General features: G+C 49.6%; 28 protein-coding genes and 1 pseudogene. 19 read left to right on the top strand and 10 right to left on the bottom strand.

Annotated features, from left to right (window positions below; translation table 11 throughout):
• Positions 1-22: 22 nt before the first annotated feature.
• The 17 genes from KNV97_RS13600 to KNV97_RS13520 are packed head-to-tail and all read left to right on the top strand — an operon-like array spanning position 23 to position 12,862.
• The gene (locus KNV97_RS13600) at positions 23-1,144 is read left to right on the top strand and encodes a DUF2586 domain-containing protein (protein ID WP_218563361.1); all 1,122 of its coding nucleotides are present in this window, start codon (positions 23-25) and stop codon (positions 1,142-1,144) included.
• Between the two features lie 3 nt (positions 1,145-1,147).
• On the top strand, positions 1,148-1,603 hold the full coding sequence (locus KNV97_RS13595) for a phage protein (protein ID WP_014205470.1): 456 nt from the start codon (positions 1,148-1,150) through the stop codon (positions 1,601-1,603).
• A gap of 12 nt (positions 1,604-1,615) precedes the next feature.
• Positions 1,616-1,822, top strand: a complete 207-nt coding sequence (locus KNV97_RS13590) for a TraR/DksA C4-type zinc finger protein (protein WP_218563360.1) — start codon at positions 1,616-1,618, stop codon at positions 1,820-1,822.
• A gap of 7 nt (positions 1,823-1,829) precedes the next feature.
• The gene (locus KNV97_RS13585; RefSeq protein ID WP_218563359.1) at positions 1,830-2,252 is read left to right on the top strand and encodes a DUF5675 family protein; all 423 of its coding nucleotides are present in this window, start codon (positions 1,830-1,832) and stop codon (positions 2,250-2,252) included.
• Positions 2,253-2,257: 5 nt separating this feature from the next.
• Positions 2,258-2,842 (top strand): 3TM-type holin, encoded by a 585-nt coding sequence (locus KNV97_RS13580; protein WP_218563358.1) that lies wholly within the window; start codon positions 2,258-2,260, stop codon positions 2,840-2,842.
• Positions 2,843-3,121 (top strand): hypothetical protein, encoded by a 279-nt coding sequence (locus KNV97_RS13575; protein ID WP_014205467.1) that lies wholly within the window; start codon positions 2,843-2,845, stop codon positions 3,119-3,121.
• A complete protein-coding gene (locus KNV97_RS13570; RefSeq protein ID WP_218563357.1) occupies positions 3,118-3,381 on the top strand; it encodes a putative phage tail assembly chaperone in 264 nt (87 codons plus the stop codon). The genes KNV97_RS13575 and KNV97_RS13570 overlap by 4 nt, the downstream gene beginning before the upstream one ends.
• Before the next feature lie 41 nt (positions 3,382-3,422).
• Positions 3,423-3,566 (top strand): DUF6890 family protein, encoded by a 144-nt coding sequence (locus KNV97_RS13565; RefSeq protein WP_218563356.1) that lies wholly within the window; start codon positions 3,423-3,425, stop codon positions 3,564-3,566.
• Between the two features lie 10 nt (positions 3,567-3,576).
• Positions 3,577-5,466, top strand: coding sequence for a phage tail tape measure protein (locus KNV97_RS13560; protein ID WP_218563355.1), 1,890 nt, complete (start codon positions 3,577-3,579; stop codon positions 5,464-5,466).
• A complete protein-coding gene (locus KNV97_RS13555; RefSeq protein WP_218563354.1) occupies positions 5,466-5,798 on the top strand; it encodes a DUF2590 family protein in 333 nt (110 codons plus the stop codon). Before KNV97_RS13560 ends, KNV97_RS13555 begins: the two co-directional genes overlap by 1 nt.
• Positions 5,791-6,978: a baseplate J/gp47 family protein gene (locus tag KNV97_RS13550; protein ID WP_218563353.1), complete on the top strand. Its 1,188-nt coding sequence runs from the start codon at positions 5,791-5,793 to the stop codon at positions 6,976-6,978. Before KNV97_RS13555 ends, KNV97_RS13550 begins: the two co-directional genes overlap by 8 nt.
• The gene (locus KNV97_RS13545; protein WP_218563352.1) at positions 6,965-7,567 is read left to right on the top strand and encodes a phage tail protein; all 603 of its coding nucleotides are present in this window, start codon (positions 6,965-6,967) and stop codon (positions 7,565-7,567) included. The genes KNV97_RS13550 and KNV97_RS13545 overlap by 14 nt, the downstream gene beginning before the upstream one ends.
• Positions 7,568-7,579: 12 nt before the next feature.
• Positions 7,580-10,741, top strand: coding sequence for a phage tail-collar fiber domain-containing protein (locus KNV97_RS13540; protein WP_218563351.1), 3,162 nt, complete (start codon positions 7,580-7,582; stop codon positions 10,739-10,741).
• Positions 10,741-11,277, top strand: coding sequence for a baseplate complex protein (locus KNV97_RS13535; RefSeq protein WP_218563350.1), 537 nt, complete (start codon positions 10,741-10,743; stop codon positions 11,275-11,277). The genes KNV97_RS13540 and KNV97_RS13535 overlap by 1 nt, the downstream gene beginning before the upstream one ends.
• Before the next feature lie 9 nt (positions 11,278-11,286).
• Positions 11,287-11,976 (top strand): hypothetical protein, encoded by a 690-nt coding sequence (locus KNV97_RS13530; RefSeq protein WP_218563349.1) that lies wholly within the window; start codon positions 11,287-11,289, stop codon positions 11,974-11,976.
• Positions 11,967-12,662, top strand: coding sequence for a hypothetical protein (locus KNV97_RS13525; RefSeq protein ID WP_218563348.1), 696 nt, complete (start codon positions 11,967-11,969; stop codon positions 12,660-12,662). Before KNV97_RS13530 ends, KNV97_RS13525 begins: the two co-directional genes overlap by 10 nt.
• Positions 12,663-12,664: 2 nt before the next feature.
• Positions 12,665-12,862: a hypothetical protein gene (locus KNV97_RS13520; protein WP_218563347.1), complete on the top strand. Its 198-nt coding sequence runs from the start codon at positions 12,665-12,667 to the stop codon at positions 12,860-12,862.
• A gap of 1,024 nt (positions 12,863-13,886) precedes the next feature.
• On the opposite strand, the gene KNV97_RS13515 is transcribed toward KNV97_RS13520, so the two are convergent.
• From KNV97_RS13515 to KNV97_RS13470, 10 genes and pseudogenes are all read right to left on the bottom strand, one after another.
• The gene (locus KNV97_RS13515; RefSeq protein ID WP_407701903.1) at positions 13,887-14,249 is read right to left on the bottom strand and encodes a phage integrase; all 363 of its coding nucleotides are present in this window, start codon (positions 14,247-14,249) and stop codon (positions 13,887-13,889) included.
• A 262-nt stretch (positions 14,250-14,511) separates the two neighbouring features.
• Positions 14,512-16,329: an AAA family ATPase gene (locus KNV97_RS13510; protein ID WP_218563346.1), complete on the bottom strand. Its 1,818-nt coding sequence runs from the start codon at positions 16,327-16,329 to the stop codon at positions 14,512-14,514.
• A 19-nt stretch (positions 16,330-16,348) separates the two neighbouring features.
• A pseudogene (locus KNV97_RS13505) lies at positions 16,349-16,515 on the bottom strand (site-specific integrase); the annotation flags it as partial.
• Between the two features lie 19 nt (positions 16,516-16,534).
• On the bottom strand, positions 16,535-17,473 hold the full coding sequence (locus KNV97_RS13500) for a DUF2971 domain-containing protein (RefSeq protein WP_218563345.1): 939 nt from the start codon (positions 17,471-17,473) through the stop codon (positions 16,535-16,537).
• Between the two features lie 29 nt (positions 17,474-17,502).
• Positions 17,503-17,685 carry a hypothetical protein gene (locus tag KNV97_RS13495; protein ID WP_218563344.1) on the bottom strand — a complete coding sequence of 61 codons (183 nt, stop codon included), beginning with the start codon at positions 17,683-17,685 and terminating at the stop codon, positions 17,503-17,505.
• Positions 17,686-17,707: 22 nt separating this feature from the next.
• Positions 17,708-18,406: a DUF4145 domain-containing protein gene (locus tag KNV97_RS13490; protein ID WP_218563343.1), complete on the bottom strand. Its 699-nt coding sequence runs from the start codon at positions 18,404-18,406 to the stop codon at positions 17,708-17,710.
• Positions 18,407-18,601: 195 nt separating this feature from the next.
• Positions 18,602-19,339, bottom strand: a complete 738-nt coding sequence (locus KNV97_RS13480; RefSeq protein WP_218563342.1) for a WYL domain-containing protein — start codon at positions 19,337-19,339, stop codon at positions 18,602-18,604.
• A 354-nt stretch (positions 19,340-19,693) separates the two neighbouring features.
• Positions 19,694-20,236 carry a potassium channel family protein gene (locus KNV97_RS13475; RefSeq protein WP_256612984.1) on the bottom strand — a complete coding sequence of 181 codons (543 nt, stop codon included), beginning with the start codon at positions 20,234-20,236 and terminating at the stop codon, positions 19,694-19,696.
• A gap of 34 nt (positions 20,237-20,270) precedes the next feature.
• Positions 20,271-20,459 (bottom strand): hypothetical protein, encoded by a 189-nt coding sequence (locus KNV97_RS22015; RefSeq protein ID WP_256612983.1) that lies wholly within the window; start codon positions 20,457-20,459, stop codon positions 20,271-20,273.
• Positions 20,460-20,685: 226 nt separating this feature from the next.
• Positions 20,686-21,081 (bottom strand): DUF4168 domain-containing protein, encoded by a 396-nt coding sequence (locus tag KNV97_RS13470; RefSeq protein ID WP_136484317.1) that lies wholly within the window; start codon positions 21,079-21,081, stop codon positions 20,686-20,688.
• Positions 21,082-21,444: 363 nt separating this feature from the next.
• Between KNV97_RS13470 and KNV97_RS13465 the strand changes: the two genes are divergently transcribed.
• Both KNV97_RS13465 and KNV97_RS13460 read left to right on the top strand, forming a co-directional pair.
• Positions 21,445-22,899 (top strand): sensor histidine kinase, encoded by a 1,455-nt coding sequence (locus tag KNV97_RS13465; protein ID WP_218563341.1) that lies wholly within the window; start codon positions 21,445-21,447, stop codon positions 22,897-22,899.
• A complete protein-coding gene (locus KNV97_RS13460; protein ID WP_218563340.1) occupies positions 22,896-24,248 on the top strand; it encodes a sigma-54-dependent transcriptional regulator in 1,353 nt (450 codons plus the stop codon). The genes KNV97_RS13465 and KNV97_RS13460 overlap by 4 nt, the downstream gene beginning before the upstream one ends.
• The last annotated feature ends 22 nt before the right edge of the window (positions 24,249-24,270 follow it).

The raw sequence follows: 24,270 nt of genomic DNA, 5'->3' as shown, positions 1-24,270 counted from the left end.
CCACTTTGTAAGGAAATAGCCAATGGCAACCGGAAAGGTACAGGTTAACAACCTCAATTTAGGGCAAGGCGGGATCCCGGAAATCGAACGCCACCTGCTTTACATCGGGCGCACCGATAAGGCCGAACTGCAAGGTGTGGTGACGCGCGTGAACAACATGACCGATTTAGACGACGTAGTGGCGGACGACGCACTCGGTGCGAACGTCATCGCGGCGCAACTGAACGGCAAACAGAACTGGACTGCCGCTATTTTTGGCCTGAGTGCGGATGACACCTGGCAGGAAGCGGTGGACATCGCCAATCGCACCGATTCCTTTGAAGGCATTTGCCTCTGCGACGAAGTGAACACGTCTGCCGAGTTTGGCGAGATGCAGGCCAAAGCCACCGAGCTGACCAGCAAGTTGGGCCGCTGGGTGTTCTTCCTGGCGGCATGCCCGGGTATCGATGCAGAGAGCCAAACCTGGTCAGTGTATGAAACGGCCATGCTGAACCTGGTGAAAGATGTGGCGGCGAACCTGGTGACGCCGGTCCCGCAACTGAACGGGAATAACGTGGGTGTGCTGGGTGGCCGCTTGTGTGACCGCAGCGTGACCGTGGCAGACAGCCCGATGCGTGTTGCGACCGGTGAAGTGCTGGGGCTGGGTGGCATGCCGGTCGACAGCAACGATAAACCGCTGGAAATGAGCACTGTGGCTACGCTGGCCGATGCCCGTTATTCGCTGCCGCAATGGTATGCCGATTTGGAAGGGGTGTACTGGAGCGATGCGACCACGCTGGAAGCCAAAGGCGGCGATTACCAATACCTGGAATACGTTCGCCCGGTACACAAGCTGAATCGCCGCGTTCGTATCAAAGCCATTCGCCGCATCGCTGATCGAATCCTCAATTCGACTCCGCCCAGCATTGAACTGAACCGCACCTATTTCCGCAAAGACATGCGCGACATGTCGAAAGGAATGGAGATCGGCGGCATTACGTTCCCGGGTGAGATCATGGTTCCGCGCGACAGTGATGTGACCATTGAATGGATCACCAAAACCAAAGTGCAGATCGGGTTGATGGTTCGCCCGCATAACTGCCCGAAAGAAATCGCGGTGAACATCGCACTCGATCTCTCTAACCCTGCAGACTCGGAGGCGTAATTTATGAGCATGCGAATTTCTGGCAAGAACATGCACTTCTCTCTGGGTGACTACAAGCTCAAAGCGCAAAAAGTCACGCTCTCGATCACGGATAACTCCGCCGTCAATAAAACCTCCGGTGTGCCGGATGGCTGGGTGGATGGCGATGTGGAAGCCAGCGGTGAAATGGAGCTAACCACGCAGCAGTTCAACCTGCTGAGCAAAGCGGCCAGTCAGTCGGGCTCATGGCGTGGCCTGCCAGACTTTGACGCCCTGTTCTACGGCAAGATCGACAACGACGAACTGAAAGTGGAAGCCTTCGGTTGCCGTCTGAAAATCTCTGACTTGCTGGATATCGATACCAATGGCGGCAGCGCTCTGTTGCACAAGCTGCCTTTTGAAGTAACCAGCCCGGATTTCATCAATATCAACGGCGTGCCTTACCTGCGTCCGGATGAAACCGAAGACCTGGTTCAGTAAGAAGGGGACACGATGCCAGATGCTATTGACCACGCCTGCGGTGTTGAAACCCAATTCCAGCAAATGGCGCTTGCCCGTCAACTCGCAGGGGCTAAGCGAACTCAACAACGGGAAAGCGCACAAGAATGCGGCGAATGTGGCGACCCAATTCCCGAAAAACGCCGCCAAAAGGTACCAGGTTGCCAGTATTGCACCCAGTGCCAGAGTGAACGGGAGTAAATCACCCATGAAACATTTTGTACTTAAACGTCGCTATTTCAGCCACGGCACCTATTCCACCCTCCACCGGGCTGACGGCAGCGTGGTGTGTTGTGTGGTTGAGCGGGCCTGGCTGAACAACGCGCCGTCACAATCCTGTATTCCGGAAGGCAGTTATGCACTGTATCCCCATCAATCACCCAAGTTTGGTGACTGCTACGCGCTGGAGAGTGAAGCGCTCGGGGTGACGCGTTATGGCCCCAGCCTGCGCACCCATATTCTGATCCACAAGGCCAACTCGCCGAAAGAGCTGGAAGGATGTTTAGCACCGGGTGTGGATTTCGGTTTCGTTGGCGGTGAGTGGGCGGTGATGAACTCCACTGCGGCATTCAACAGCCTGATGGCTGAGCTGGCGGGCGAGCCGGCCAACCTGACCATTGTAAAGGACTGATTACCATGTGGGACAAAGTGAAATCTCTGATTGGCAGTGCTGCCCCCATGGTCGGCACATTGCTCGGCGGGCCTGCCGGCGGCGCTGTTGGCAGCATGGTGGCGAGCGCTTTAGGCGTAGACAACACGCCGGAAGCGATTGAGCAGGCACTGGTGAATAACCCGGATGCACTGCTGGCCATTAAACAGCTGGAATCCGATGAGCGCATCAAGCTGCGTGAGCTGGCCTTGCAGCATGCCGAACTCGAAAGCGGTGAGCGAAAACTGGCTATTAGTCAGCAAGCGTCGGTGACCCAGGCGGAATACGCCAACTGCGATCCTTTTGTGCGCCGGTGGCGCCCGATGTGGGGTTATACGCTCTGCTTTTCCTGGGCGCTGATGTTTTTAGGCTTGTTTGCCGTGATGGTGCTTGAGCCGGCAGAAACCGCCAACGTCATCAACGCCATTGTGGCACTCACACCACTGATTTCCGTCGCGCTGGCGGTGCTGGGTATCAACATTCACAAGCGGTCGCTGGATAAACAGGTGGCCGCGGGCCAAGCGCCGACAGGGATGCTCAGCGGCATGAAGCAGGCTGTGAAAGGAGGCTAGATGGACGATTGGCGCATCTTACTGGCAATGGCCGGCTTTCTACTCACGTTGATTGGTTTCGTGTTCACCCGTGCGGAAAAGTCGGCGGCGACCACTCGGGAGCTGGAGCGGCGCACACACAACAACGAGCTGGCCATTGCCAATCAACGTGGGGATGTCGCCGAGAAGTACGCCACCAAACATGAACTGCGGGAAGCCGTGGACGATCTGAAAGATTCAATTAACGGACGGTTCGACCGTCTGGAAAACAAGTTAGACAAAAAGAGAGAAATCGCATGAGCAAAACCATTGTACTGACCATTGGCACCCAGGACCTGAGCTTTACCCCAACGGAAGCCGCATACAACGACTACATGAACGAACTGGCGCAAGGTGAAATTGCCAGCTCAGCCCATAACTTCCTGGTGATGATTGTGGACGACGAGAGCAAAGAGCCGCTGCGTCATCTCACCAAAGCGAACCCGGGTGCGGCGCTGCAGATTGTGGGTGAGCTGCTCAAAGAGTACACGCCGAAACTGCAGATCAAAGTAAAAAAATAGATGCCCTGGTCCGGGGCATCGACGGCAACGAACTGGAACAAATGCTCATCTGGCGCCGTAAGTGGTTGCCGGGTGAGCCGGACGATGAAACCAACATTGCCCGCGCGGTGTGGTTAGAAAAGAAGTACTGGGAAAACCTCACCGCATCGACAGCGAACGGGGTGGCCAAAGCCTTTAGCGGATAACGGATAAAGCATGTTACCAGAAGCACTCAGATTTACCGTTGGACTTGTTGACCAGATATCCAAACCGCTGGGCAACATTCAACGCCAAATCAACGATGTCACCAACACTTACCGCCAGGGTACGCATACCATGGTGGCCGGTGCAACGGGCATGGTGGGTGCAGGTTTTGCGCTGCAGCAGGCGCTGATGCCGGCCATTGAAATGGACCGTGCACTGGGGGAAGTGAAATCACTGGGCGTCGCTGATGACCAGCTGAAAACGTTGACCCAAACTGCAATGAAGTTCTCGGTGGAGTACGGAAAATCCGCGACCGATTTTGTGGCGGCGTCTTACGATATTCAGTCAGCGATTTCGGGTCTGGCCGGGAATGAGCTGTCTGAATTTACCCGGGCGTCGGGCGTATTGGCGGCGGCGACCAAAGCGGACACCGCGACCATCACTAACTACGTCGGGACCATGTACGGCATCTTCCAGAACACGGCGAACCAAATGGGGAAAGCCGACTGGGTCAATATGCTGGGTGGCCAAACGGCGCAGGCGGTGCAGATGTTTAAAACCACTGGTGATCAGATGTCGGCGGCCTTTACGTCGGTTGGCGCTTCGGCCACCTCGGTGGGTGTGGGCATGACCGAGCAAATGGCGGTCCTGGGCACACTGCAATCGACGATGAGCGGCAGTGAGGCGGGGACCAAGTATCGCGCGTTCTTAGCGGGAACCGCTAAGGCGCAGGACGCGCTCAACATGACCTTCACCGATGCGCAAGGGCAGTTGCTGCCTATCGTCGACATTCTGAATCAGCTCAAAGCTCGCTACGGAGAAACCATTTCTGTTGCAGAAGCGGCCGAGCTGAGCAAGGCATTCGGAACCCAAGAGGCGACCGCTATGATCCAGTTGCTGATGCAAAACACGGATGGCCTGGCAAGCTCCATTGATGCGCTGGGCAAAGTGAAAGGACTGGATGTCGCCGAGCAAATGGCCGGTGCTATGACCGACCAATGGGAACGCCTAGAACAAGGTGTGTTTGCGGTTCGCACCGCCTTTGGGGCTGCGCTGCTGCCGTCACTGCTGCCAGTGGTTTCAAGCCTTGCGGATGGTGCACTGGAAATCATCGAATGGACCGAGCTTTTCCCGAACATCACGAAATACATTGGTTTTGGTGCGCTGGCACTGCTCGGCGCCGCCGCGGCCGGCGGTGCGTTTACCTTGATGATGGGCGTGGGCAAACAGGCCATGGCGACCTACATGCTGACCATGAAGCTGCTTTCTGGCGTGGGGTTTGTGTTCACCAAAGGATTAGCGGTCATGCGTGTTGCCATGCTGGCGCTCAACATCGCGATGGCAACGAACCCCATCATGTTGATTGTGATGGGGGTGATAGCGGCGACCGCCGCGGTTGGCGCTCTGATTTATTACTGGGATGATCTCAAAGCTTCGTTTGGTGATACCACCTGGTTTCAGGTGCTGGAGTTTGCCATCAAAGCACTGACCGCCCCTTTTCGCCTCTTGTTTGATTTCGTTTCTGCAGGCTGGCAATGGGTGATGAGCGGCTTTACCGATACCAGTGGCTTTGCCTTCATCGGACAGATGGCCGATGCCATGCGCAATATCTTCGGTGGAGTATTCAGTTGGTTTTCGGACCAGTTGGCCGGCATTTGGGACACGGTAAAAGGGTTGGTGGATTGGATCCCGGGACTGGGCAGCGACGATGAAAAGCTGCAGGTCAAATCGACATCGGTGCAGAGCGCGACCCCGACCGCGCAAATTCAACCCGGTGGCGCAGCGAAGAGCATCGCGAATTATCAGACCAGCTCAACCAATTACGGCGGTGTAGAGATTTACCCAACCTATATGACCAGTCCTCAGGATATGGCCAGTGAACTTGAGATGGCGGCAGGCTAATGGCGGACTACATCTATCAGGACATCTTGATTGAAAACGGTGACGTGGTCCTCGATGCCGGGCGCAACCCGGTATTGATTCAGGACCGGGCGGTCATCGCGCAGGACATTAAGCACGCGATTATGGAAAGTCATCTGGCGGTCGATTTGATTGCAGAGCGCAGTCCCTCAAAGAAAGCGGATATCCGCACTCAGCTGGAATTGCTGGTTGAAGAGGATGTTCGCCTGGTGCCGGGCACGGTGCGGCTGGAAGAGCCAACCGATGGCACGATTTACGTTTTTGCTAAGACAGCAGAATTTGGCAACTTAGATTTGGAGGTCATCAGTGGCTGATATTCCAAAACCCGATTACAACGAACTGGTGAAGCAGTCGGGCATTCCAACCGATGAAGCGGGATGGAAAAAGGTGCTCAAAGAGGAACTGGCCAAAGAGGGCAGCACCATTTCGAATGACTCGCCGTTCTCCCCGTTCTGGCGTTTGATCGAGTCCGCCGTGGTGAAAGTGACGATGTGGCTTATCACCACCTTACTGGTCGGTTACGTGTTGCCGAACATGTTTGTGGCGACCGCCGTCGACCAGTGGCTCGACCTACTGGCCTGGCAGTGCAAACTGACTCGTAAAGGCGCAACCAAAGCCAAAGGGTTAATTGCCTTTCAACGCGCGGCCGCGCAAGGGCCGGCTCTGGTCATTCCGCAAGATACCTGGATTCAGACCGAGGCCATTAACGGCAATATCTACCGGGTCCGGGTGCTAGCCGATACCACTTTGCCGGATAACGAAACCATGATTATGGCCGAGGTGGAAGCGGAAAGCGAAGGCGCGGCTTACAACCTGGGGGAAGGGTACTACCACATTCTGCCGACGGCGATCCCAGGTATTGCTGCGGCGACCAATCCCGCGGAATGGCTGCTTGAAGCCGGCGCTGACAAAGAGAGTAATGATGAGCTGCGCCTTCGTATCCGTAACCAGTGGAGTGCGGTCGCTCGCTGGCATATCGATGCGGCCTACCGGGCACTGCTGACCAGCCGGGCTGGCATCAACGATGACAATGTGTATTTCGAGCATAACGCCCCGCGTGGACCCGGTACCGCCAACGCGCTGATCCTTTTGGACACCGGTGAACCTTCCCCTGAAATGCTGGCTGATTTAAATGACTACATCCGTAGCCAGGGGCAACACGGCCACGGCGATGATTTGCAGGTCATGTCGATGCCAGACACTGAGCACGTTATTACCTGCCGGGTGTGGCCATTGCGCTCGCTGACGTTGGAAGACCGCGAGATACTCAAGGCGGATGTTGAGCAATTCATTCGCGCGGCCTTTCGTGAAAACGTGGACTACGCACCCACGGTGACTAACCCCGTTCTGCGATTCAGTTTCTCCAAGCTGAGCCAGGAGTTGCACAGCCAGTTCCCGCAGATTGAGTCACTGGAGTTTGATAACGAGGACATCATCAACAACCTGTCGGTCCCTCGTATCCAGGCGTTGGAGATCTCAATTGAAAATACCTGATATCAAACTCAGCTACTGGATGGGCACAGGTGAGCTCGCCAAGATAGCCCGGGCACTGCATCGCTACTGGGGCCACGTTAAAGCCGCCTTTGAAATGCCGCTACAGCAACATGACCCGCTAACCGCGCCGATTGCGTTGGTGAATATTCTCGCCTGGCAGCGCGATGTAGAGCGATTAGGCCAGGAGCCGGAAGCGCTGTTTCGTATTCGGGTTGCTCATGCCTATGGCTTTGCCCGCGATGCTGGCTCGGTCGCTGGCTGGGAAGACATGTTCGATAAGCTGGGCTATCCGCACATTGCTCAGGATGAACGGTTGGTCAATGTCGACTGGGATGTGATCAGCCTGAAAATCCGTGATGGGGACTTAACCAATGTCCCGAAACTTTTAGACACGGTGGTCCGTCAGTACGGACGCACTTGTCGCCGTTACCAATACACCAGTTACGTTGAAATGCCGCTGGCCGCGCGCAGCAAGAACATCGAAGCGCATTACTCCACATCACACGTCAAAACCCGACTGAACGTTGCCGGATTACCCAACGTGCTCAATGTCGATTGCGAATACTACCAGGCCACAGTGAAGGGCTAAGGATTTAATAACATGGCAAACACCACTGACAAGTCTATTCTCACCGCCGCCGGCAAAGCGCTGTTGGCTCAGCTTAATGCAGAAGAGAAGCCGCTCATCATCGACAAGATGATTTTTGCGAATGTACCCAATCGTCCCGAGTTCCCGCAACCGGATGACGTGGTACCTGACGACTTTATTGTTCACCAGGAAGGCGTGGAACAGCGCGGTCGCCTATCGGCTGATTCGGTCATTTACAGCACGACATTAACCAGCGATGTAGGGCCGTTTGACTTTAACTGGACCGGCGCCTATTGCTCAGAATATGGCGTCCTGGTGACCGTCGACCATCATGCGCTAACACCGAAAACTGCCGATGAACCGGGCGTGGCGGGGAATACGCTCGTGCGCTCTGTGGTACTGGAATACAAAGACATCGCTGAAATCACCAATATCACGGTAGATGCCTCAACCTGGCAGTACAACGCGACTGAGCGCCTAAAGAAAATGGACACCGATGTCGCCCAGGCGATCATCGACCAGAACGGTAAGGACTGGTTTATTGAAGACGGTTTCCTGGTCACGCCTCAAGGCACCGCATTCAACATCAAAGCCGGTGCCGGCTATGTGTCAGGTAACCGCGTGACGCTGGAGTTTGATCGCAACGTTCAGGTCCCCAACAAGCCATCGTTCATCTATGTCGATGCCTATCGAGAAGGTACGCCCAACGGTGAGCAAGTGACCCTGTTTGATTTTGTGGTCACTGCCGATGAGAAAGACGACTACACCAACGCTAATGGCGTGAAGCACTTTGTTTGCAAGATAGCCCAGGTGTTGGGCGATGGAAGTGTGAGTGATTTACGGCCTGAGGGGGAAAGCGCGGATAGAAGTTGGGTAACTCAAAGCTTTGCAACTGTCATTTCACATGTAGAGGAATTGAAAAAGTACCCTGGGCGCATAGTTGGTCAGCAGATTGAATTGCTTGGTTATTTTGAAAAAGGTGACGGCGGGGGTGGGTCTTTAATTTGGATGACTAATCCCCCTCATTTAGCCAATGATGCCACCGTTTTTGAGACGACCAATGCCTCTGGTTATTGGGTTCGTCGCAATCTGACCATCACCCCAGAGCAGGCCGGGTGGCAGCCAAACAAGAATGGCCCAGCGCGAATTCGAGCACTACTCAATGCAGGTCTGTCTTTTGCCAAGCCTAAGCGATTGACCTCATTACAAGGGCAGGCCGCCCGCTGGGCGTCAGGGCAAAAAGCCCCAATTTGCTTTTTTGGCGATTCAACGACCGATGGTCGTATTACGACTATCGATGGTGTTATAGGGGCAACTAAGTGGAATATCAACCGTTTGATAGACGAGGCCGTGCCTGATGGCATTGTTTATGACCACGATGATTCCGAAGTGCCGAATGCGTACACCAATGTCTTGCAAAGAATGCTTCGTGAGTTTCATTTAAACAGCCGTATTCGAGTTTACAATGCGGGTTATCGAGGTAAGCAAGCTCAAGACGGTTGGGCCGTGAACAATGTTCACAATGCGATTTACGGTAATGCAACCTATGCGGACGTTGAATGGGTTGGAATTATGTTTGGTTTGAATGATTCCAACGCTTCGAAGGACTCTGAGCTTTTAGAGCGCCGGACGTACATTGAGAATCAAGCGTTGATTTTAGATGCTTTTGCTCGTGGTGTTCAGCCAGCTTTAATGTCATGTCCGCCGAGTAATAACACGGCAAAAAGCGGTGACTATGGCAATAACAACCAGGTCAATGAGTTAATAGACCAAGTAAAACGTCGAATCGCGCACGAATACGGAATTGAATTTATCGATGTGAACCAAGCGATCAAACACTGGATTTACAACAATGGGGACAAAATCGCCTTTTCATCGGCGTCTTCAGACGGATTACATCTCAACGACTTGGGACATTTAAAAAAGGCAGAGTTTCTCTTCAAAACTGCAGAGCGCGACAATGTTCCGACATTGATTGAAGACCGTCACTGTTTTGATGTCGTGCACTCAGCCATGCGTTATGCATTGAGCAAAAACGATATTAGTGCGGCAGACCGACATCGTGGGGCCAATAAGCTTTATCAGAACGGAGTGATTCAAAGCGATGACATTGATAAAGTTCTGGGAAGCAATGTGATTGATTTATGGGTTTGGAATGAACGACGAGATCATTCCCTCATCTATCGTGCTTACAAAAACAGCTTTATGGCTTTCCATGCGGCCAATCGTGAGGACTTACCAAGAATAATTGTTGAGTCTCAGCTTTTTACCGCTGATGACTACCATAAAGTCACCATTTTTGATGACGTCTCTCCAGAATGTATTGGTAACACGGGAAGTGGACGTTCCGATTTTCCATGTTTCGTTGGTAAGTTGCGATACGGATTAAATCGGATACGGTTGTTCATGCCAACTACCGCAAAGACTCTATTTGACGATGACATTATCACAGACTTTCTGGCTGTTGGATGGCTAGACTTTATTGCTGATCGTCAGGAAAACCGATATCCGGTGATGCACTACAACAATGGCTTTAGCTACATGGATAAGTCACATTGGCGTGATGTCGTTGCAGGTCGCGGGCGTGTTATTCATCCGCCAATTGATACGGATGTTACGAACAACTACGTCCGCAACATTATCTCACCCTCTCTAAAAGGGTTTAATACCTATTCCCTTCAAAGACCCGGTGATGTTGTGGAATTTCGTTTTGAAGCTAACTTCCCAAAAGGCACAGGCGTCGCTTTGTCGTGGAATAAAATGGATGATGCGATTAACTATCCAGATGAGTTTGATAAATACAAGATGTACTCATCTGGTGGTGTTCTTATTTTTTATGCCAATGCTTCAGAAGACAGCAATGTGCGTTTTACATTCTTAAGCCCAGCAAACTATGGACTTCCATCGATACCACTATTGGAAACGGGCATTAGCCTCAGTGAAATCCAGAATAAACCCATCATTGTCCAGTTTAAACTCAGGGTTGACTTCGGCATTGATGTGACGGTGCTGCGCTCGAATTTAACGCAGCTCTACAAAGGAACAATTACTGAACAATCTGTGATTGGTGAAATTGCTACGGCTTATTGTGGGGGCTCATTTAGTAATGGTTCTATTGCTTCAGGGACATTTGAACTGGAGTACTTGCAATTGAGGGAGTATTCAGAAATCTAATGCTAACCCTAAACGGCACCCAGCTCCCGCTCAAGAACCTGCGCCTCAGCGTACGCCAACAACTCGCCGGACAGGATATGTCCGGCCAGACCTCGGCCACTGACCAGGCAGAAACCGGCAGCAAAGGTAAAATACTCACAGTGCGGGGCGTGGTCCCCTTTACCAAATCACAGCTTCTGACCAATTTGTTCAGCATGGCCGAAGCGCAGGAAGAGGGCGCGCGGCTTATTTACCGCATCAGTAACCAAACCGCGGCAGCACTCAAAATTCGCCAGGTGAAATTTCAGGGAGCGGTTCGGGCGGACGAACAAGACTCGCTCCGGCAGTGGAGCGTTTCTTTTGAGCTCATCGAGCATCTTTCGGTACCGGAGCGCGTGGAGCAGCGTCAACCTGAGCAGCCGGCCGCCCAGCAGAAAGTGCAGGGCGTCAGCACACCCGTTACGCCTGGCGCAAATGATGACGTGCCGCCAGGGACAGAAGTCGAACTCTCTTTTATTCAGAACATATTAAAAGGACTGGATAACTATCTAGCCTAGTGGGGGCATATGGCAACCAACAGCAAATTTCTTTGCCGGGCATATCTCGGGAGCGAGAAAGTTCAGGTCAAAGGGCATCGTATCGCTTTTAGCGAAAACACACCCGGGCGGTGTGAACTCTCAGTTGAAGGAAGTCCTGAGCCCAATACTATTATTGCGGTGGATTTAGGCTGGGGCGATGCCATCACCCGGGTCTTTCTGGGTTACGTCGAACGCGTGCAGCCAACCGAAAAAGGCTGGTCAAAGCTCTTCTGTCGTGAGTTGGCCGCCATTCTCTACAAACCGCTCAACATCATCATGCGTCACCCCACACTGATGCAATTGCTCAGCGAAGTGACCAACAAAACCGGGCTGCAGTTTGTCGTCCCTGAGCGGGCCTACAGCAAAACCGCGATACCTTGCTTCTATAGTGATGGAAACGGGTACCGCATCATTGATGAGTTATCCCAGGCATTTGGTATCGATGACCTGTTCTGGCAGCAGCAAGGCAACGGGCAAATTTTTGTCGGTCGCTGGTCGGATTCGTTCTGGGCCAATAAGCCCGTCACCATTCCTACTGCATTGATGACCCGTCACACTGCTAATAAATCCGCCAGGTTACCGGCTATCCCAAAGCTCAAGCCGGGCGTGGTGGTGAATGGCTTGCGTTTGGTTGCCGTGGAATTTGAAGGGACGGAGGTCAAACTCACATGGACGTAAATGTCATTAAACGCATCATCTATCGCCTGTTTCCTGAACTGACAGGCCGTTGGCACCTGCCACGCTGGGGTAAAGTCGTGGCGCTACCGGAATTACCACAAGAGGGCGATTTGTCCGATCGGTTTTATCCGCACTACGCTGTTGATGTTCAACTGCTCGATGAAAAGGGGATGGAATACGAAGACAAACCACCACTGCAGGCGGTACCACTCCCAGTACCTGGCTTAGGTGATCACGCTGGCCGGCTAGAACCGCCGGCGATTGGCAGCATCGTTGAACTGGGGTTCATGTTTGGTCAGCCGGATAAGCCATTTATCCGTTGCGTGCTGCCACTTGGGTTCAAGTTACCTGGTATCAAAGCGGGTGAAAGCCGTTACCAACAGAGAAAGGGCGTGTACCAGCTCGTCGACCAGCAAGGCAACTTTGAACGTAAGACCGACAAGGACGACATCATTGAGTGTCTGAATCAGCGCATCAAAGCCTTGGAGGATCGGATAACTGAAATCACTGGCAACGACAAACTGACCGTAGGCAAAGACCTAACGATTAAAGCCAAGAACATCACCGAAGATGCCGATACCATCAAAATGAATGGCGGGACGGGGGTGTGTACCGGTGCCACCATTTGCCCGTTCACGGGTAAACCGCACGTCGATGTGTCCAAAACAGTATTTGCAGGTAAGTAACCATGGCACTCAGCAAAGCGTCACTAAAACAGAAGATAGAAACCGAAATGAAAGCCAAGGGATTTGTGCTGGAAGGAGAATTCGCCATGGCTGGCCGAATGGCAGAAGCGATCGCCAATGCAGTTGTGGATGAGATAACCCAAAACGCCCAGGTGCCTGTCACCGGTGGCAGTTCTGCCGGTACCTACAAGGTCACATAGGATCTTATTGAGTAAACAAAGGGGCGCATTATGCGCCCCTTTGTTATGCATTGATAATCTATTTCAACAGGGCCAAAGCAGTTACCAGTGCAACGAATTCTTGAGTGAAAGCATTCTCGGTTACGGAGAGATAGCAAAAAATACCAATACTCAACAAAATTAAGGTATATCTAAAAAAAGTCATGATCAGTCCCTCGCATGATGCAAGTGCATAGTGAAACGTCGTTTGTAACGTTCACAGAACTTATCACCACAAGGGCGTTACGCTCCGATCCCAACTAAAAATACAATCCCACACCTTACTTACTATTGTCAAAGGCTTCAAACTGAGGTCCACATTTTCACTTTGCTCGGACATTTGTTTGGGGCAGTGAGACGAAATCGAGTCTTTCACTCACGGAATCCGCACTCCTCCTCCCCACCTGCGACGTTTTCGATCTGGTTTTTTCGCAATTTTGATTTAGTGAAAATCTACGGGGCTAGGAAAGGCGTAGAACACGCGATAAAGCCTTTTGCTATAAGGGCTTCGGGGAATATGAAAAGCCGCTGAAAAGGGCTTATATTGCGCCTAATAGAATTTCAACAATTGCGATTTTTTTCGATAAATTGCAATAATGACGATCTGAAAAGATCTGGTATTTTGTTGTAAATTGTTGATTTGTAATGTTGATATGTGTTTTTCGTCAGCTTTTGAAGATCTGGTGTAGAAAATTAAAGATCTCTTTGGTTGGAGGCTAAGCCATGTATAGCAAGGCTTTAGCGCTAATCTGAAAGCAAAACTGTTTTTTCAAATTTGTTCATTGCATGAAGCTGGAAAAGTGGACGGGAAAAGAGAACAAAGCAATGACAGAAAACGCGATTTTGCCAGATACCCATAAATTCACGGTGTGGACATTTTTGGGACAATCAGTAATTGGTGCTCTGTTAACTAATTGATTTTAAATTGGTTGCAGGATGGTGTTTAGTAAGATCACATTTTGAATCACCCGAACAGATAGTAGGCGTATCAAGGGTTTTTCATGGGTTATGAAACAGCTAAACGCCGAGCTCGGTACTCTGTGAACATAGCAGGAGTAAACTTGTGATAGAGCGGGTCACCAACGCCTAAGCCAATCACTTTCAGCTTGTTGTAGGTGTATTTCGAGTGAGCCAGCGACTGACCATGGCTTTCTTGCCACAAATCAATCATATCCAACAGGCTGCGGGTTTGGGCTGTTTCACCAAGCCAGGGTTTATCGTCGGTTTCTCGCAGTACAAACTTTTCATACGCAAGCGCTTCGCCTTTGGTAGCAAAGCGTTTACGGACACGCTTACCAGTACGGCCTTGCGGGTAGCACTCACAAAGCCACGGTTTTTTGTGGCCGTCTTTTAGATTACGAATAGACATAAATATACCCATATACTGTTTTTATAAACAGTATATGGGTCGGGTGGGGTCTTCAATGCTTAAAATCGGTGAGTGCGAACAAGAATGGTCATTTGAGTTTAGTGTAGGATCAATATTAACCATATCTAGGGAACTTGCATTATGGAAAACAAAGATAGCAACGTACGTAGTTGGCCAGAGGCTTCCGCGACGTTGCAAATAACTTCATTGATAAGCTGCCATTCATTCTTTGCTTTGTGGTTTTGATTGTTTCTGCTTTTAACTAGTTACTCGCTTCAATGTGTTTCCAGATTACTTCGCAAAGCTCATTGAGTTCATCGGTAAGTGACCATTCACACTCTCCATCTTGCATAATCGCTACTGCTGTTTGGCAGAACTTAACTTTATCTTTGATAGTGCCAGACTTATCTGAGTAGAAACTCCGTTCAGCCCCTTTTGGCTTATTGACGTACCGTTCAAGTATTCTTCCGATACCCTCTTTGTCCGTTTCGAACCTATCGGCGTTAATATTGCTTATGTTGAAGGTACAATCATCTTTCCCATTAAAGGTGTCCCATCGTTTTTGAGCAGTTTTTAGCAATATTGAATGAGGGATATAATTTTCAATCTCTTTCCAACGCAACAGGACGAAGTTGTTGCTTAAATTTTGCTTTAGTGTTTCTACTCGATCACCTTTTGAATCAATGTCTGCATCTGCAATTAAGAGTATTTTGTTGTTCAGTTTCTTCGCAGGTGTAGTAGAGGTTGAGTCCGAGTGCTCGTCATCGCCAAAGTACCAATGGGTGATGTTGCTTCCTTGGTACTCTGTAAATACGAAGTGTAAGTTTTCATGGTAGCTTGAAAGCTTATTCGCTCGTTCTTCGTCACCCTTTTCCTTCAACTCGTCAATATATTTCTTGAGGTAGGTCCTTAGGTAGAGTTTGTCCGTAATACCTTCGACCCAGATTGAACAGTTTGCCAGAAGAACAGATGATGCCCTAACGCCCAATCCTGAGAGTAGTTCTTCAAATTTGCTGGCAGGGGTGGCGATTGGCTCCCCGTTTTCCTGATGAACTTGTTGAATCGAAATGTCATCTCGTTCTTGTGCTATGTCTAAGAAATGGTTGGAGTGAGTTGTCATGAAAAACATATGTTCTTCGTGGCCACTGTATGTTTCGATCAGTGTTCTCTGGAGTCCGGCATGAAGATAGTGTTCGGGCTCTTCTATAAAGAACATCGTCGGACTCTCTGCCATAAATACGGGATAAGTCAACATTATTATTGATTGGATTCCGTCACCTAGATTGAATATCTGGCGTTCTTCTCTGTCACCTTCCTTGAAGTAAACAATATCTTCACCGATTCTCGGAACCAGTGAAATATCTTGACCAAAGAAAAAGTTGTGAGAAAGGTATAACTCATATTTTCGTACTTGTTGTCTTTGCTGATGAGTACCCAACAGATGACGTTTGAGATCTTCGTAAAGACTGTGACCAGTAAATAGATTTACATTTTTTATATTTGACTTAGGAAAGTAATCTTTAACCGTCCTATCACAAAAAAGGTCTTCATCATGAATATGGCGAAGGCTTCTAATTGTAGGTATATATACGGAATTCCAAGATATTTCCGAGAACTTGTGCAATACATTCTTAGCTATCTCATCTTTATTTATAAAAGCTTGCACTAAGTTTTGATTCACGTAATTTTCAGATACGGTAGAACCTCTCGAAGGCGATAATTTTTTTAGTGTAAGATTAGATATATTTTTATAACAGAGTAGAGTTTGCGATTCTAAAAGGTTTTCTGCAGCTTCAATAAACCGACCAATGTCGAACCCAGTTTGGTTTCTTAATTGAGCATCTAGGCGGTAATCTTGATTTTTCCATTTGTCGACAATTGTGTCAATTGTAAGTAGATCCGAATCGAAGAAGGGGTGGTTTTTTTCTAAGGAAAATAAGTTTCTCAATATTCGGCTTTTCCCTGAATTGTTGGGACCGATGTAGAAATTTATTTGTTTAGCTGACGTTATATGCCACTGTTGTGGATATGTATTACCAGAAAAAAACGCGATTTTGTTGATATGGTTGGTAATTTTCATCTTGTATTACTTCTCTTCTTAACCAAGGTTTGCCGTCAACTTCGCAAAGAACAAATGTTTTTCACAAGCAAGCGCCTTCCCTTTGGTGGCGAAGCGTTTAAGCACGCGCTTACCAGCGTGATCTTGTGGGTAAAACTCGCAAAGCCAAGGTTTTTTGTTGCCATCGTTGAGATTTCGATTCGACATGAACCTACTAATAATAACTTTATGTAATGAGCTGTTGAAAGTTCAGTTTGAAGTGTTCTTCGTCCATGGTGGACTTGTATATTTTGACATGTGTGTTTTTAAGCAGGTATTCGATCTCTGCTTTATCTTTGTCAGAAATTCTAAAACCTAAATAAACCGCGGTAATGGCTTCAAATGGAACATCGAAAAGAAACAGCGTCGAAGGAACACTCGCTGACAAGTCTTGCAAACGTCTAGGGCAAAGTTGTGTGAGATCTTCAATCCTATATCCTTCGCCTTTATCGACTCCTGTAGTGTTTTGTTTTTTCCACAAAGGAATCAAGTGATTAGAAACAAATTCTCTTAGCTTGGGATCATATTTTAGTGCCTGAAAGGCCTTTACTAGATGCTTTTTGTTGAGAAAATAAATCCGATCTGCCTTGGGGAGCCTCTTAAGTACTCTATATTCTTTTTCGTATCGCCATGAAGAGTATTTCTTAAAGAACTTACCGACATCGATAGCATCAAAAAGTCTATTATCTTCTAGTTTTCTGGATTTGCTATAGTAGACTCGGCTTGAAATTGTATCATCGGTGTTACTGAAAAAATCGTGTTCTCCGTTAAACTCAATTGCTATTCCTCGATGCTCATCAGCATAATGTGACCACAGTAATATATCTTTTTTCGTTCGACTTAAACTTAGAATGCCCCATAAACCTTCGTCATGAGCACCCATTAGTTTTCTATAGTACTCAGATGATGTCTTGGGGCCGATAGAGTTGGGGTCAGGATGGTAGCTATCTAAGAAGCTATCTATTTGTCCGAGGTCGCCTAACCCAATTTTTGCACCAACTTCTTTCAAATCAGATATAGCAGGAAGGCATTCAAATGGGTCGTTTAACGATTTGTATGACGTGAATCGAAGTGAGTATGTCCTAAAAAAGTCTCGTCGATAAGTCATGAATTTGTAAAGCTTCATTGCCTGTCCTTGCTTGCTAATTATAGATTTTACAACTCGATTTCGTTTTCAAAAGTATGCTCAAGGCCGAAGTAGTTACGCCAGTAGCGTTGCTCATCTTTGGCCATGTCGTAACGGCGGATGAATTCTACCCAGTTGACAAGGTCATTGAGGTAATCACGCAGGTGCTCCTTCGCGCCTAGTAGTTCTAGTGCTTTGAGTTGAAAGCTCATAGTCGTTCCTTCATGCTTAGGGTTATTCTTCAACTTTTGTATTGTGCCTAGCTTCTTGCTTTTGCTTAGCAACTCCAATCAGCGCTTCCATCTGCTGCTTGCGCTCATGTCTGTTGATGTACCATTCTTTGATTAGATGCTCGAGCAAACCGATCAGTAGTTGTGCTTCATCAGGGTCGACATCAACGATAACGTTAATGTCTTTCTCCATGTGCGCACCTATGTTTCCGACGTTGCGAATTGCATCAATTGATTGCCAGGTAATAGGATCTACTTTGTCCTGAATACTTTTGATTTCGTCGACTAGTCGTGCTGGTTTAACGTTCCAAAAGTCTCGCAGAATGCCTTGTAAGCATCGACGAGCCAAAGTTGCGGAAGATTTTGGACTCAAGTCTTTAATTAAGCAGGCTTCTTCATAGTCGGCGATTACGGCTTTAGGTATGTAGTCGGGAAGTGGTTTAGCTTTAGATAGAGGCCTTAAGGTCCAAGATGCCAAGGAGTATTCCAGCTTATAAAGAGCGGAACGGTTGGCAATTCCAAGTTCGGCTGTGATGCTGTATTCACGGCAAATTGGATTTGGACACACAATGGCATTGGTCAACAGTCGCAATGATTCATCGTGTTTATTATTTAAGTGAAAGGTATGGTGCACAGTTGAATGCTGCTCGTTTGTAATCGTAGCATTGTGATTGCAGTATGGGCATTGCCATGAAAAAACCATTGTTTGCTCCTAGCCAACTAATAATTTTTATTCTTTTCTCAGTGTCACCGCCATGCGGCCAATCACGTTGATTGAATTGTCACTTCAACAGTAGTTTCACCCAACACCACTGCAAGCTTTTTACCTGGTAAATGTTGGATGTGGTTGATCGATAATGTGCCATCGATATCAATCAGGTACCGTGCCTAGCATCTACTAAACAAACGCCTCACCAGTATCGACATTGCAGATACCAGTAATTCGATCTGCTCTGAACGTGCGAATAGAATTCCTCATCAAACAGAAAGCTTTGACGTATGTATCGCCACTGGCGTTCTGCTCAATTTTTCTTAAAACAATCTCGCGGTCAGATACTTTCCCTGCAGCGTCCTTGTAGTTCATAAAGTATTGGGCGCCTGGTTCTAGCTCATTAAGAAATGATAATCCGGATGATTTCTCTATATTGATTCGCTTTCCGGATGTCGGGGCTGGTTTCTTCTTCGGTTTTTCGTTGGCTTGTTCGCGTTCCTCGAACCCATCACAGAAATCGGTTAGAAGGACGAATAGATGAAGAGCTTCATCGTTGTCGAGTACTTTGTCTTCCAGGTAAAGTTCAACAGTTGCCGCCAGTTCTTTAGTTCTTGGGTCTTCTTTCGATTCAGGGTAGCGCTTAAACCATGCACGCAGCTTTTTAGATTCTTCTAGATCAACAATGTCATCTTCTAGAATTTTATTGGCTAGGTTGTATAGTGCTTTTTCTCTGCGTGGTGTGAGTGTTTCAACTTCGGCAGTTTCAGGCGTGATTGATTTTTTCGGTGTAACTTTTGTGGTAGGGGCTGGTGCAGTCTTTTTACTGGGTGTTACCGCGACCTTCTCGGTGTTATGCATTGTTTTCTTTGATTTACGAACCCAATAGATAGCAAAAACTATTAAACCTAAAACCAACCATTCCATTGTCATTCTCCTCACCAACTACTTAATATTTGTTCTTTCGTCGGTGTCACCGCTACGCGGCAACCACTTTGATGTCTTTTTCTGTTACTTCTACTGTGCCTTCAGCAAATATCACATCTAACTTTTTTCTCGGTAAGAGTTGAATGTGATTGCCTCGCAGTGTCTATGTTCATGTATGTTATGAAAATGCTTATCAGACCGATTTCATAAGCATATCACTATGTCTTGTTTCTCAATAGTCATTGCATGCCCTATAAGGTCTAAATGCGAATGACTCGCGATATTGAGCTTAAGGTTTTGGTTATGAATTGATATATCAACTCAGAGTGTTGTCATTCGACTCAAGCCCCGCCATTATTTTTTCTCGATCAGCGCTTTCAGTTCGGCAATATTACTTTTCAAATCCTGAATCTCATCGCGCAGGTTATTAATGATGTGTTTGCCTTGGTCTTCCTGATCTTCTTCCAGAAACCAGGATGCGACAAAGCCGGTAAAGGCACCGAACAGGCCGACGCCGCCGGTCATCAGCACAGCTGCGACAATTCGCCCTTCGAAAGTCACCGGATAATAATCGCCGTAACCGACCGTGGTGATGGTGACGAATGCCCACCAGATGGCTTCGGTGGCGTTGTGGATGTTGGATCCGGGCATGCCTTTTTCGAGCTGCAACATGGCGACGGCACCGAAGATCACCAGTAGAATCGACACCAGAGAAACCAGGGTGAAGGTGCCGTGCATCTTGTTGCGAAATAAAAAGCCGATAATGAATTTGGTTGAACGTACGGCTCTGAGAATACGCAGGACCTGCACTACGCGCACGATTCGGCCATAGCGAAAAGTATCCAGCATCGGGATACTGGAGAGCAGATCGATCCAGCCCCATTTCATAAAGCGCATTTTACTGTCTGCAGCCTTAAAGCGAATGCAGAAGTCAGCGAGAAAAAAACAGGCAGACGATATTGTCGGTAAAATGCAGGATCTCAAGAGTGTCGGATGGCAGGGTAAACGCGCTTTCGACTAATAATTCCAGCAGAACATATATCGACAGGAACAGAGTGAAGATCTGAAAGGGCCCTAACTCAGAGACGAGCGGCGGATATTCGGGATTTGCTGAGCTCAAAAGAAATGATTCCAATTTGTCCGGACTTTACGCGAACACAAATTTTATCATTAAATGCAGAGTTGCATATCGGAAAAAAAACCGTTTTTTATCAGAGTTATTGTGCAGTGGCGGCAGCATTGCTTAGTGAGTGCCGGGGTGACACTGTCGTAGCCGGATTTTACTGAACGGGCAAAGCTAAGAAAGGAAAAGAAAACGGCGTACCCGAAGGTACGCCAATGGGTCATTAACCTTCGCTCATCTGCTGTAAGCGCGATTGCAGTGAAGTGTCGTTCTGCACGGCACGCGCGATCAGGTTGTAATCTTCTACGGACAAACCGGTGTCCTGCACGGCATCAACCATTTCCTGGTTGGCTTGCTGCTGAATCTCTTGTGCTTCTTTTGGATCTTCACTGTTTTTCAGTTTGGTCATCGCGTCAACACGGATCTCATTGACGGATGCCTGAGCCTCGGCAAACTGCTCCAGTTGCTCGTCGTTAACTTCAATCGGTTGAGCTTGCTGCGGTGCAGCAGCTTGCTGTTGTTGCTGCTGTGCCTGTCCCTCTTGGGCAGCAAATGCCGAGGTGGCAGTGACAGAGGCTAGCATTGCAGTCATCAGGGCGGTCATGGTTAGTTTGCGCATAATAGAACTTCCTTCCGTTTTATGTGATTCGCTCTAACTATTGCGAGAACCTTGCCAATTTTTCAAATCTAAAGTTATCTATTTGTTTATATTGAATTAATTGTAGTTTTGACATGAATTTGACCTGCGTATTGTTAGCCGTAATGTGTCCTTGTGATACGGTTGAATCTGTCGGTTGTGACAAAAGTATACACTCGCGTGAAGCGGGTGAGCGGGGACAAACAGGGGCCCGAAGTAAATGCATCGACTCAGCAAATTATGGGCATCCTGCCCCTGAACAGCGGTTTTCCTTAAGAAAGTGACCTTAAGAGACAGTCACCGTAAGGGAGATTGAGTTGAATAAAGACGGGTACGGAGGCACTTGTGAAGAAAAAGTATCGCATGACCTTAACCATGCGCATATTACTGTTGGTGTTTGTGCCGTTATGGGCGCTATCCGGAGCCTCGATAGGAATTGGTACTCATTACATGGCTGAGCAGCAGACGCGTAAGCTCAAAGATGACATTAAATTGATCGCGCGCGCGATCCGGGTGCCCATCGGTGAAGCGATTAACCAGGGGGATTTAGCCACGGTTCGGCGTACGCTGGATGCGGTGTTTTCTCTCGGGCAGGTGTATGGCGCGTCGGTTTATAACGAAGATGGTCAGCGTATCGCAGCAGCCGGTATTGCCGGCCAGGAAGACAGTACCGATAACCCGTTGGCTGAACAGTTGGTGCGCGTTGGTCAGGATGGTGATGCCTACCAGCATCAGGCCGGTCGCCGGGTGTTTTCCCATTTTGTGCCGGTGACCGATGAAACCGGCAAAATCTCCAGCATGGTGGAAGTGACTCGCCGCGCCAGTGATTTCTCTGCCACCATGGACCGCATCATTTTCTGGGCGTGGGGCTGCTGGGGTGTAGTGGGGTTGCTGACGCTGGGTATTGTACTGCTCGGCTATCGGCAGGCGGTCGGCCGCCAGGTGGCGAACTTAACCAACGTCATGGCGGATGTGGGCCGCGGACAGCTGGGAGTGCGGGCGCCGCAATCGGGTGCCACTGAGCTGGGCACGATTGCCGAGGCGTTTAACCAGATGCTGGATGATATCGAACAGGCTCAGCAGGCGATTGCCGCACACCGCCAACAGGAAGCAACCCTAAACCAGCAGCTGGAACGTCAGGAACGGATGGCGGCTTTGGGGCGTTTAGTCAGTGGTATCGCGCATGAACTCGGCGCGCCGCTCAATGTGATTGATGGCCGGGCACGTCGTCTTAGCCGGCATCATCAGCAAGAGTCTGCACAACATGAACTCAGTGCCATTCGTGGCCAGGTGAAGCGCCTGACCCGCATTGTCCATCAACTGCTGGATTTTTCACGCAGCGGTGCACAGCGTGAAGCGATTGAGCTGCGTGAATCGGTGCAGGCTGCGGTGGATTCAATCAAACATGAACTGGCATCTGTGCCTCCGAAAATTACAGTGGATATCCCGCCTGAGGTCAGCGTCACGGTCGATCCGGCCCGCTTTGAGCTGCTGTTGGTGAACTTATTGCGCAATGCCTGTCAGGCGGCCGTTTCTCAGGTCGGCGTGAGTTATCAAAGCGATGCGGATAGCTGGTCTCTGTCGGTGTGGGATGATGGCGCTGGTATTGACGCTGAACTCGATCCACAGCGACTGCTGGAGCCGTTTTTTACCACCAAACCCAAAGGGCAGGGCACAGGGTTAGGCTTGGCGATTGTGCATAATATCGTGAGCGATCATCACGGTGAGTTGCGTTTAAGCCATGCTCAGACGGGCGGTCTGCAAGTGTCACTGCGTTTTCCTGAGGAAGTGAAAGCATGAATATTTTATTAGTGGAAGATGATGCCGATCTGGCGGAATTGTTGTGTGAAGAGCTTGAAGCCGAAGGCTATCAGGTTACGGTGGTCGATTGTGTAGAAGCCGCCGAGCCACTTCTGGCCACGACCAATATTGATTTGGTGATTTCTGATTTGCGTCTGCCGGGGCGTAACGGTATCACTCTGCTGCCTGTGGTGAAGGCGATGAACAATGCGCCGGCGATGTTGCTCATCACGGCGTTTGGTTCGGTCGACCAGGCCGTGCAGGCGCTTAAAGCCGGGGCGGACGACTTTCTGACCAAACCGTTTGATATGGACCACTGCCTGCTAACGGTACGCCGCTTACTAGAGCATCGTCAGTTAAAAGAAAGTATCGGCGGACGCCGTTTTCACGGCATATTGGGTGAAAGTACTGTGATGCAAAGTCTGTTCAAAAGTATCGAACAGGTTGCGCGGGCTGACAGTCCGGTGCTGGTGCTGGGTGAGAGTGGCACCGGTAAAGAGCTGGTGGCGAAAGCGATTCATCAGCAGAGTGAGCGCAAGCAAGGGCCGTTTCTGGCAGTGAACTGTGCCGGTATCCCCAACGAGCTGTTAGAAAGCGAGTTTTTCGGACATGCGGCCGGGGCGTATACCGGTGCGGGCAAGTCCCGGCAGGGCCTGCTGCGCGAAGCGCAGGGCGGTACGCTACTCTTGGATGAAATTGGTGAAATGCCGCTCGCGCTGCAAGCGAAACTGCTGCGGGTATTACAGGAAGGCACGGTGCGTCCGGTCGGTAGTGATAAAGAAGTGGCGGTTGATGTGCGCATTATCGCTGCTACCCACCGAGATCCGGAAGCCATGGTGGCTGAGAATCAGTTCCGTGAAGACCTGTTTTTCCGGCTGGAAACCTTCACCCTGCAGGTACCACCGCTCCGTCAGCGCGGCGATGACATTGCACTGCTCACCCGTTACTTTATGACTCAGCAACAGCAAAAGGGTAAAACGCAGGCACATCAACTCAGTCAGGCGGCATGGCGACTCCTGCTCAATTACGGTTTTCCCGGTAATGTGCGCGAGCTGCAAAACGCGATAGAACGTGCCGCGGTATTTTGTGATGGTGAAGAGATCATGCCGGAACATCTGCCGCAACGTATGCGCCAGTCGCAGGACTCTGCGTTGAAAAATGTATTTGAGGGCTTATCGTCTGAGGCCATGCCGCCACTGTTGTCGCTGCAGCAAGACTATGTGCACTACGTGATGCAAAAGACCCAGGGTAACAAAGCGCAGGCGGCACAGATCCTAGGCGTGACACGCCGGACCTTGTACCGCTGGCTGGAAGAGGCGCAGGCCGAAGAGTCAATTTCCAAAGATTGAGGGCAGTCAAATAAGAGACTGA

This window comes from Vibrio ostreae (assembly GCF_019226825.1).
Lineage (GTDB): Bacteria > Pseudomonadota > Gammaproteobacteria > Enterobacterales > Vibrionaceae > Vibrio > Vibrio ostreae.
Note: the sequence above shows the minus strand (reverse complement) of the source record. Positions and strands in the feature narration are given on the sequence as shown.

Excerpts from the sequence above, each read along its gene's own strand:
- KNV97_RS13515 (WP_407701903.1), bottom strand. The coding sequence starts at position 14,249 with ATGTCTATTCGTAATCTAAAAGACGGCCACAAAAAACCGTGGCTTTGT.
- KNV97_RS13580 (WP_218563358.1), top strand. The coding sequence starts at position 2,258 with ATGTGGGACAAAGTGAAATCTCTGATTGGCAGTGCTGCCCCCATGGTC.
- KNV97_RS13500 (WP_218563345.1), bottom strand. The coding sequence starts at position 17,473 with ATGAAGCTTTACAAATTCATGACTTATCGACGAGACTTTTTTAGGACA.
- KNV97_RS13590 (WP_218563360.1), top strand. The coding sequence starts at position 1,616 with ATGCCAGATGCTATTGACCACGCCTGCGGTGTTGAAACCCAATTCCAG.
- KNV97_RS13475 (WP_256612984.1), bottom strand. The coding sequence starts at position 20,236 with ATGCGCTTTATGAAATGGGGCTGGATCGATCTGCTCTCCAGTATCCCG.
- KNV97_RS13490 (WP_218563343.1), bottom strand. The coding sequence starts at position 18,406 with ATGGTTTTTTCATGGCAATGCCCATACTGCAATCACAATGCTACGATT.
- KNV97_RS13540 (WP_218563351.1), top strand. The coding sequence starts at position 7,580 with ATGGCAAACACCACTGACAAGTCTATTCTCACCGCCGCCGGCAAAGCG.
- KNV97_RS13530 (WP_218563349.1), top strand. The coding sequence starts at position 11,287 with ATGGCAACCAACAGCAAATTTCTTTGCCGGGCATATCTCGGGAGCGAG.
- KNV97_RS13495 (WP_218563344.1), bottom strand. The coding sequence starts at position 17,685 with ATGAGCTTTCAACTCAAAGCACTAGAACTACTAGGCGCGAAGGAGCAC.
- KNV97_RS13595 (WP_014205470.1), top strand. The coding sequence starts at position 1,148 with ATGAGCATGCGAATTTCTGGCAAGAACATGCACTTCTCTCTGGGTGAC.
- KNV97_RS13560 (WP_218563355.1), top strand. The coding sequence starts at position 3,577 with ATGTTACCAGAAGCACTCAGATTTACCGTTGGACTTGTTGACCAGATA.
- KNV97_RS13555 (WP_218563354.1), top strand. The coding sequence starts at position 5,466 with ATGGCGGACTACATCTATCAGGACATCTTGATTGAAAACGGTGACGTG.
- KNV97_RS13480 (WP_218563342.1), bottom strand. The coding sequence starts at position 19,339 with ATGGAATGGTTGGTTTTAGGTTTAATAGTTTTTGCTATCTATTGGGTT.
- KNV97_RS13510 (WP_218563346.1), bottom strand. The coding sequence starts at position 16,329 with ATGAAAATTACCAACCATATCAACAAAATCGCGTTTTTTTCTGGTAAT.
- KNV97_RS13520 (WP_218563347.1), top strand. The coding sequence starts at position 12,665 with ATGGCACTCAGCAAAGCGTCACTAAAACAGAAGATAGAAACCGAAATG.
- KNV97_RS13470 (WP_136484317.1), bottom strand. The coding sequence starts at position 21,081 with ATGCGCAAACTAACCATGACCGCCCTGATGACTGCAATGCTAGCCTCT.
- KNV97_RS13535 (WP_218563350.1), top strand. The coding sequence starts at position 10,741 with ATGCTAACCCTAAACGGCACCCAGCTCCCGCTCAAGAACCTGCGCCTC.
- KNV97_RS13600 (WP_218563361.1), top strand. The coding sequence starts at position 23 with ATGGCAACCGGAAAGGTACAGGTTAACAACCTCAATTTAGGGCAAGGC.
- KNV97_RS13585 (WP_218563359.1), top strand. The coding sequence starts at position 1,830 with ATGAAACATTTTGTACTTAAACGTCGCTATTTCAGCCACGGCACCTAT.
- KNV97_RS13460 (WP_218563340.1), top strand. The coding sequence starts at position 22,896 with ATGAATATTTTATTAGTGGAAGATGATGCCGATCTGGCGGAATTGTTG.
- KNV97_RS13575 (WP_014205467.1), top strand. The coding sequence starts at position 2,843 with ATGGACGATTGGCGCATCTTACTGGCAATGGCCGGCTTTCTACTCACG.
- KNV97_RS13570 (WP_218563357.1), top strand. The coding sequence starts at position 3,118 with ATGAGCAAAACCATTGTACTGACCATTGGCACCCAGGACCTGAGCTTT.
- KNV97_RS13565 (WP_218563356.1), top strand. The coding sequence starts at position 3,423 with ATGCTCATCTGGCGCCGTAAGTGGTTGCCGGGTGAGCCGGACGATGAA.
- KNV97_RS13525 (WP_218563348.1), top strand. The coding sequence starts at position 11,967 with ATGGACGTAAATGTCATTAAACGCATCATCTATCGCCTGTTTCCTGAA.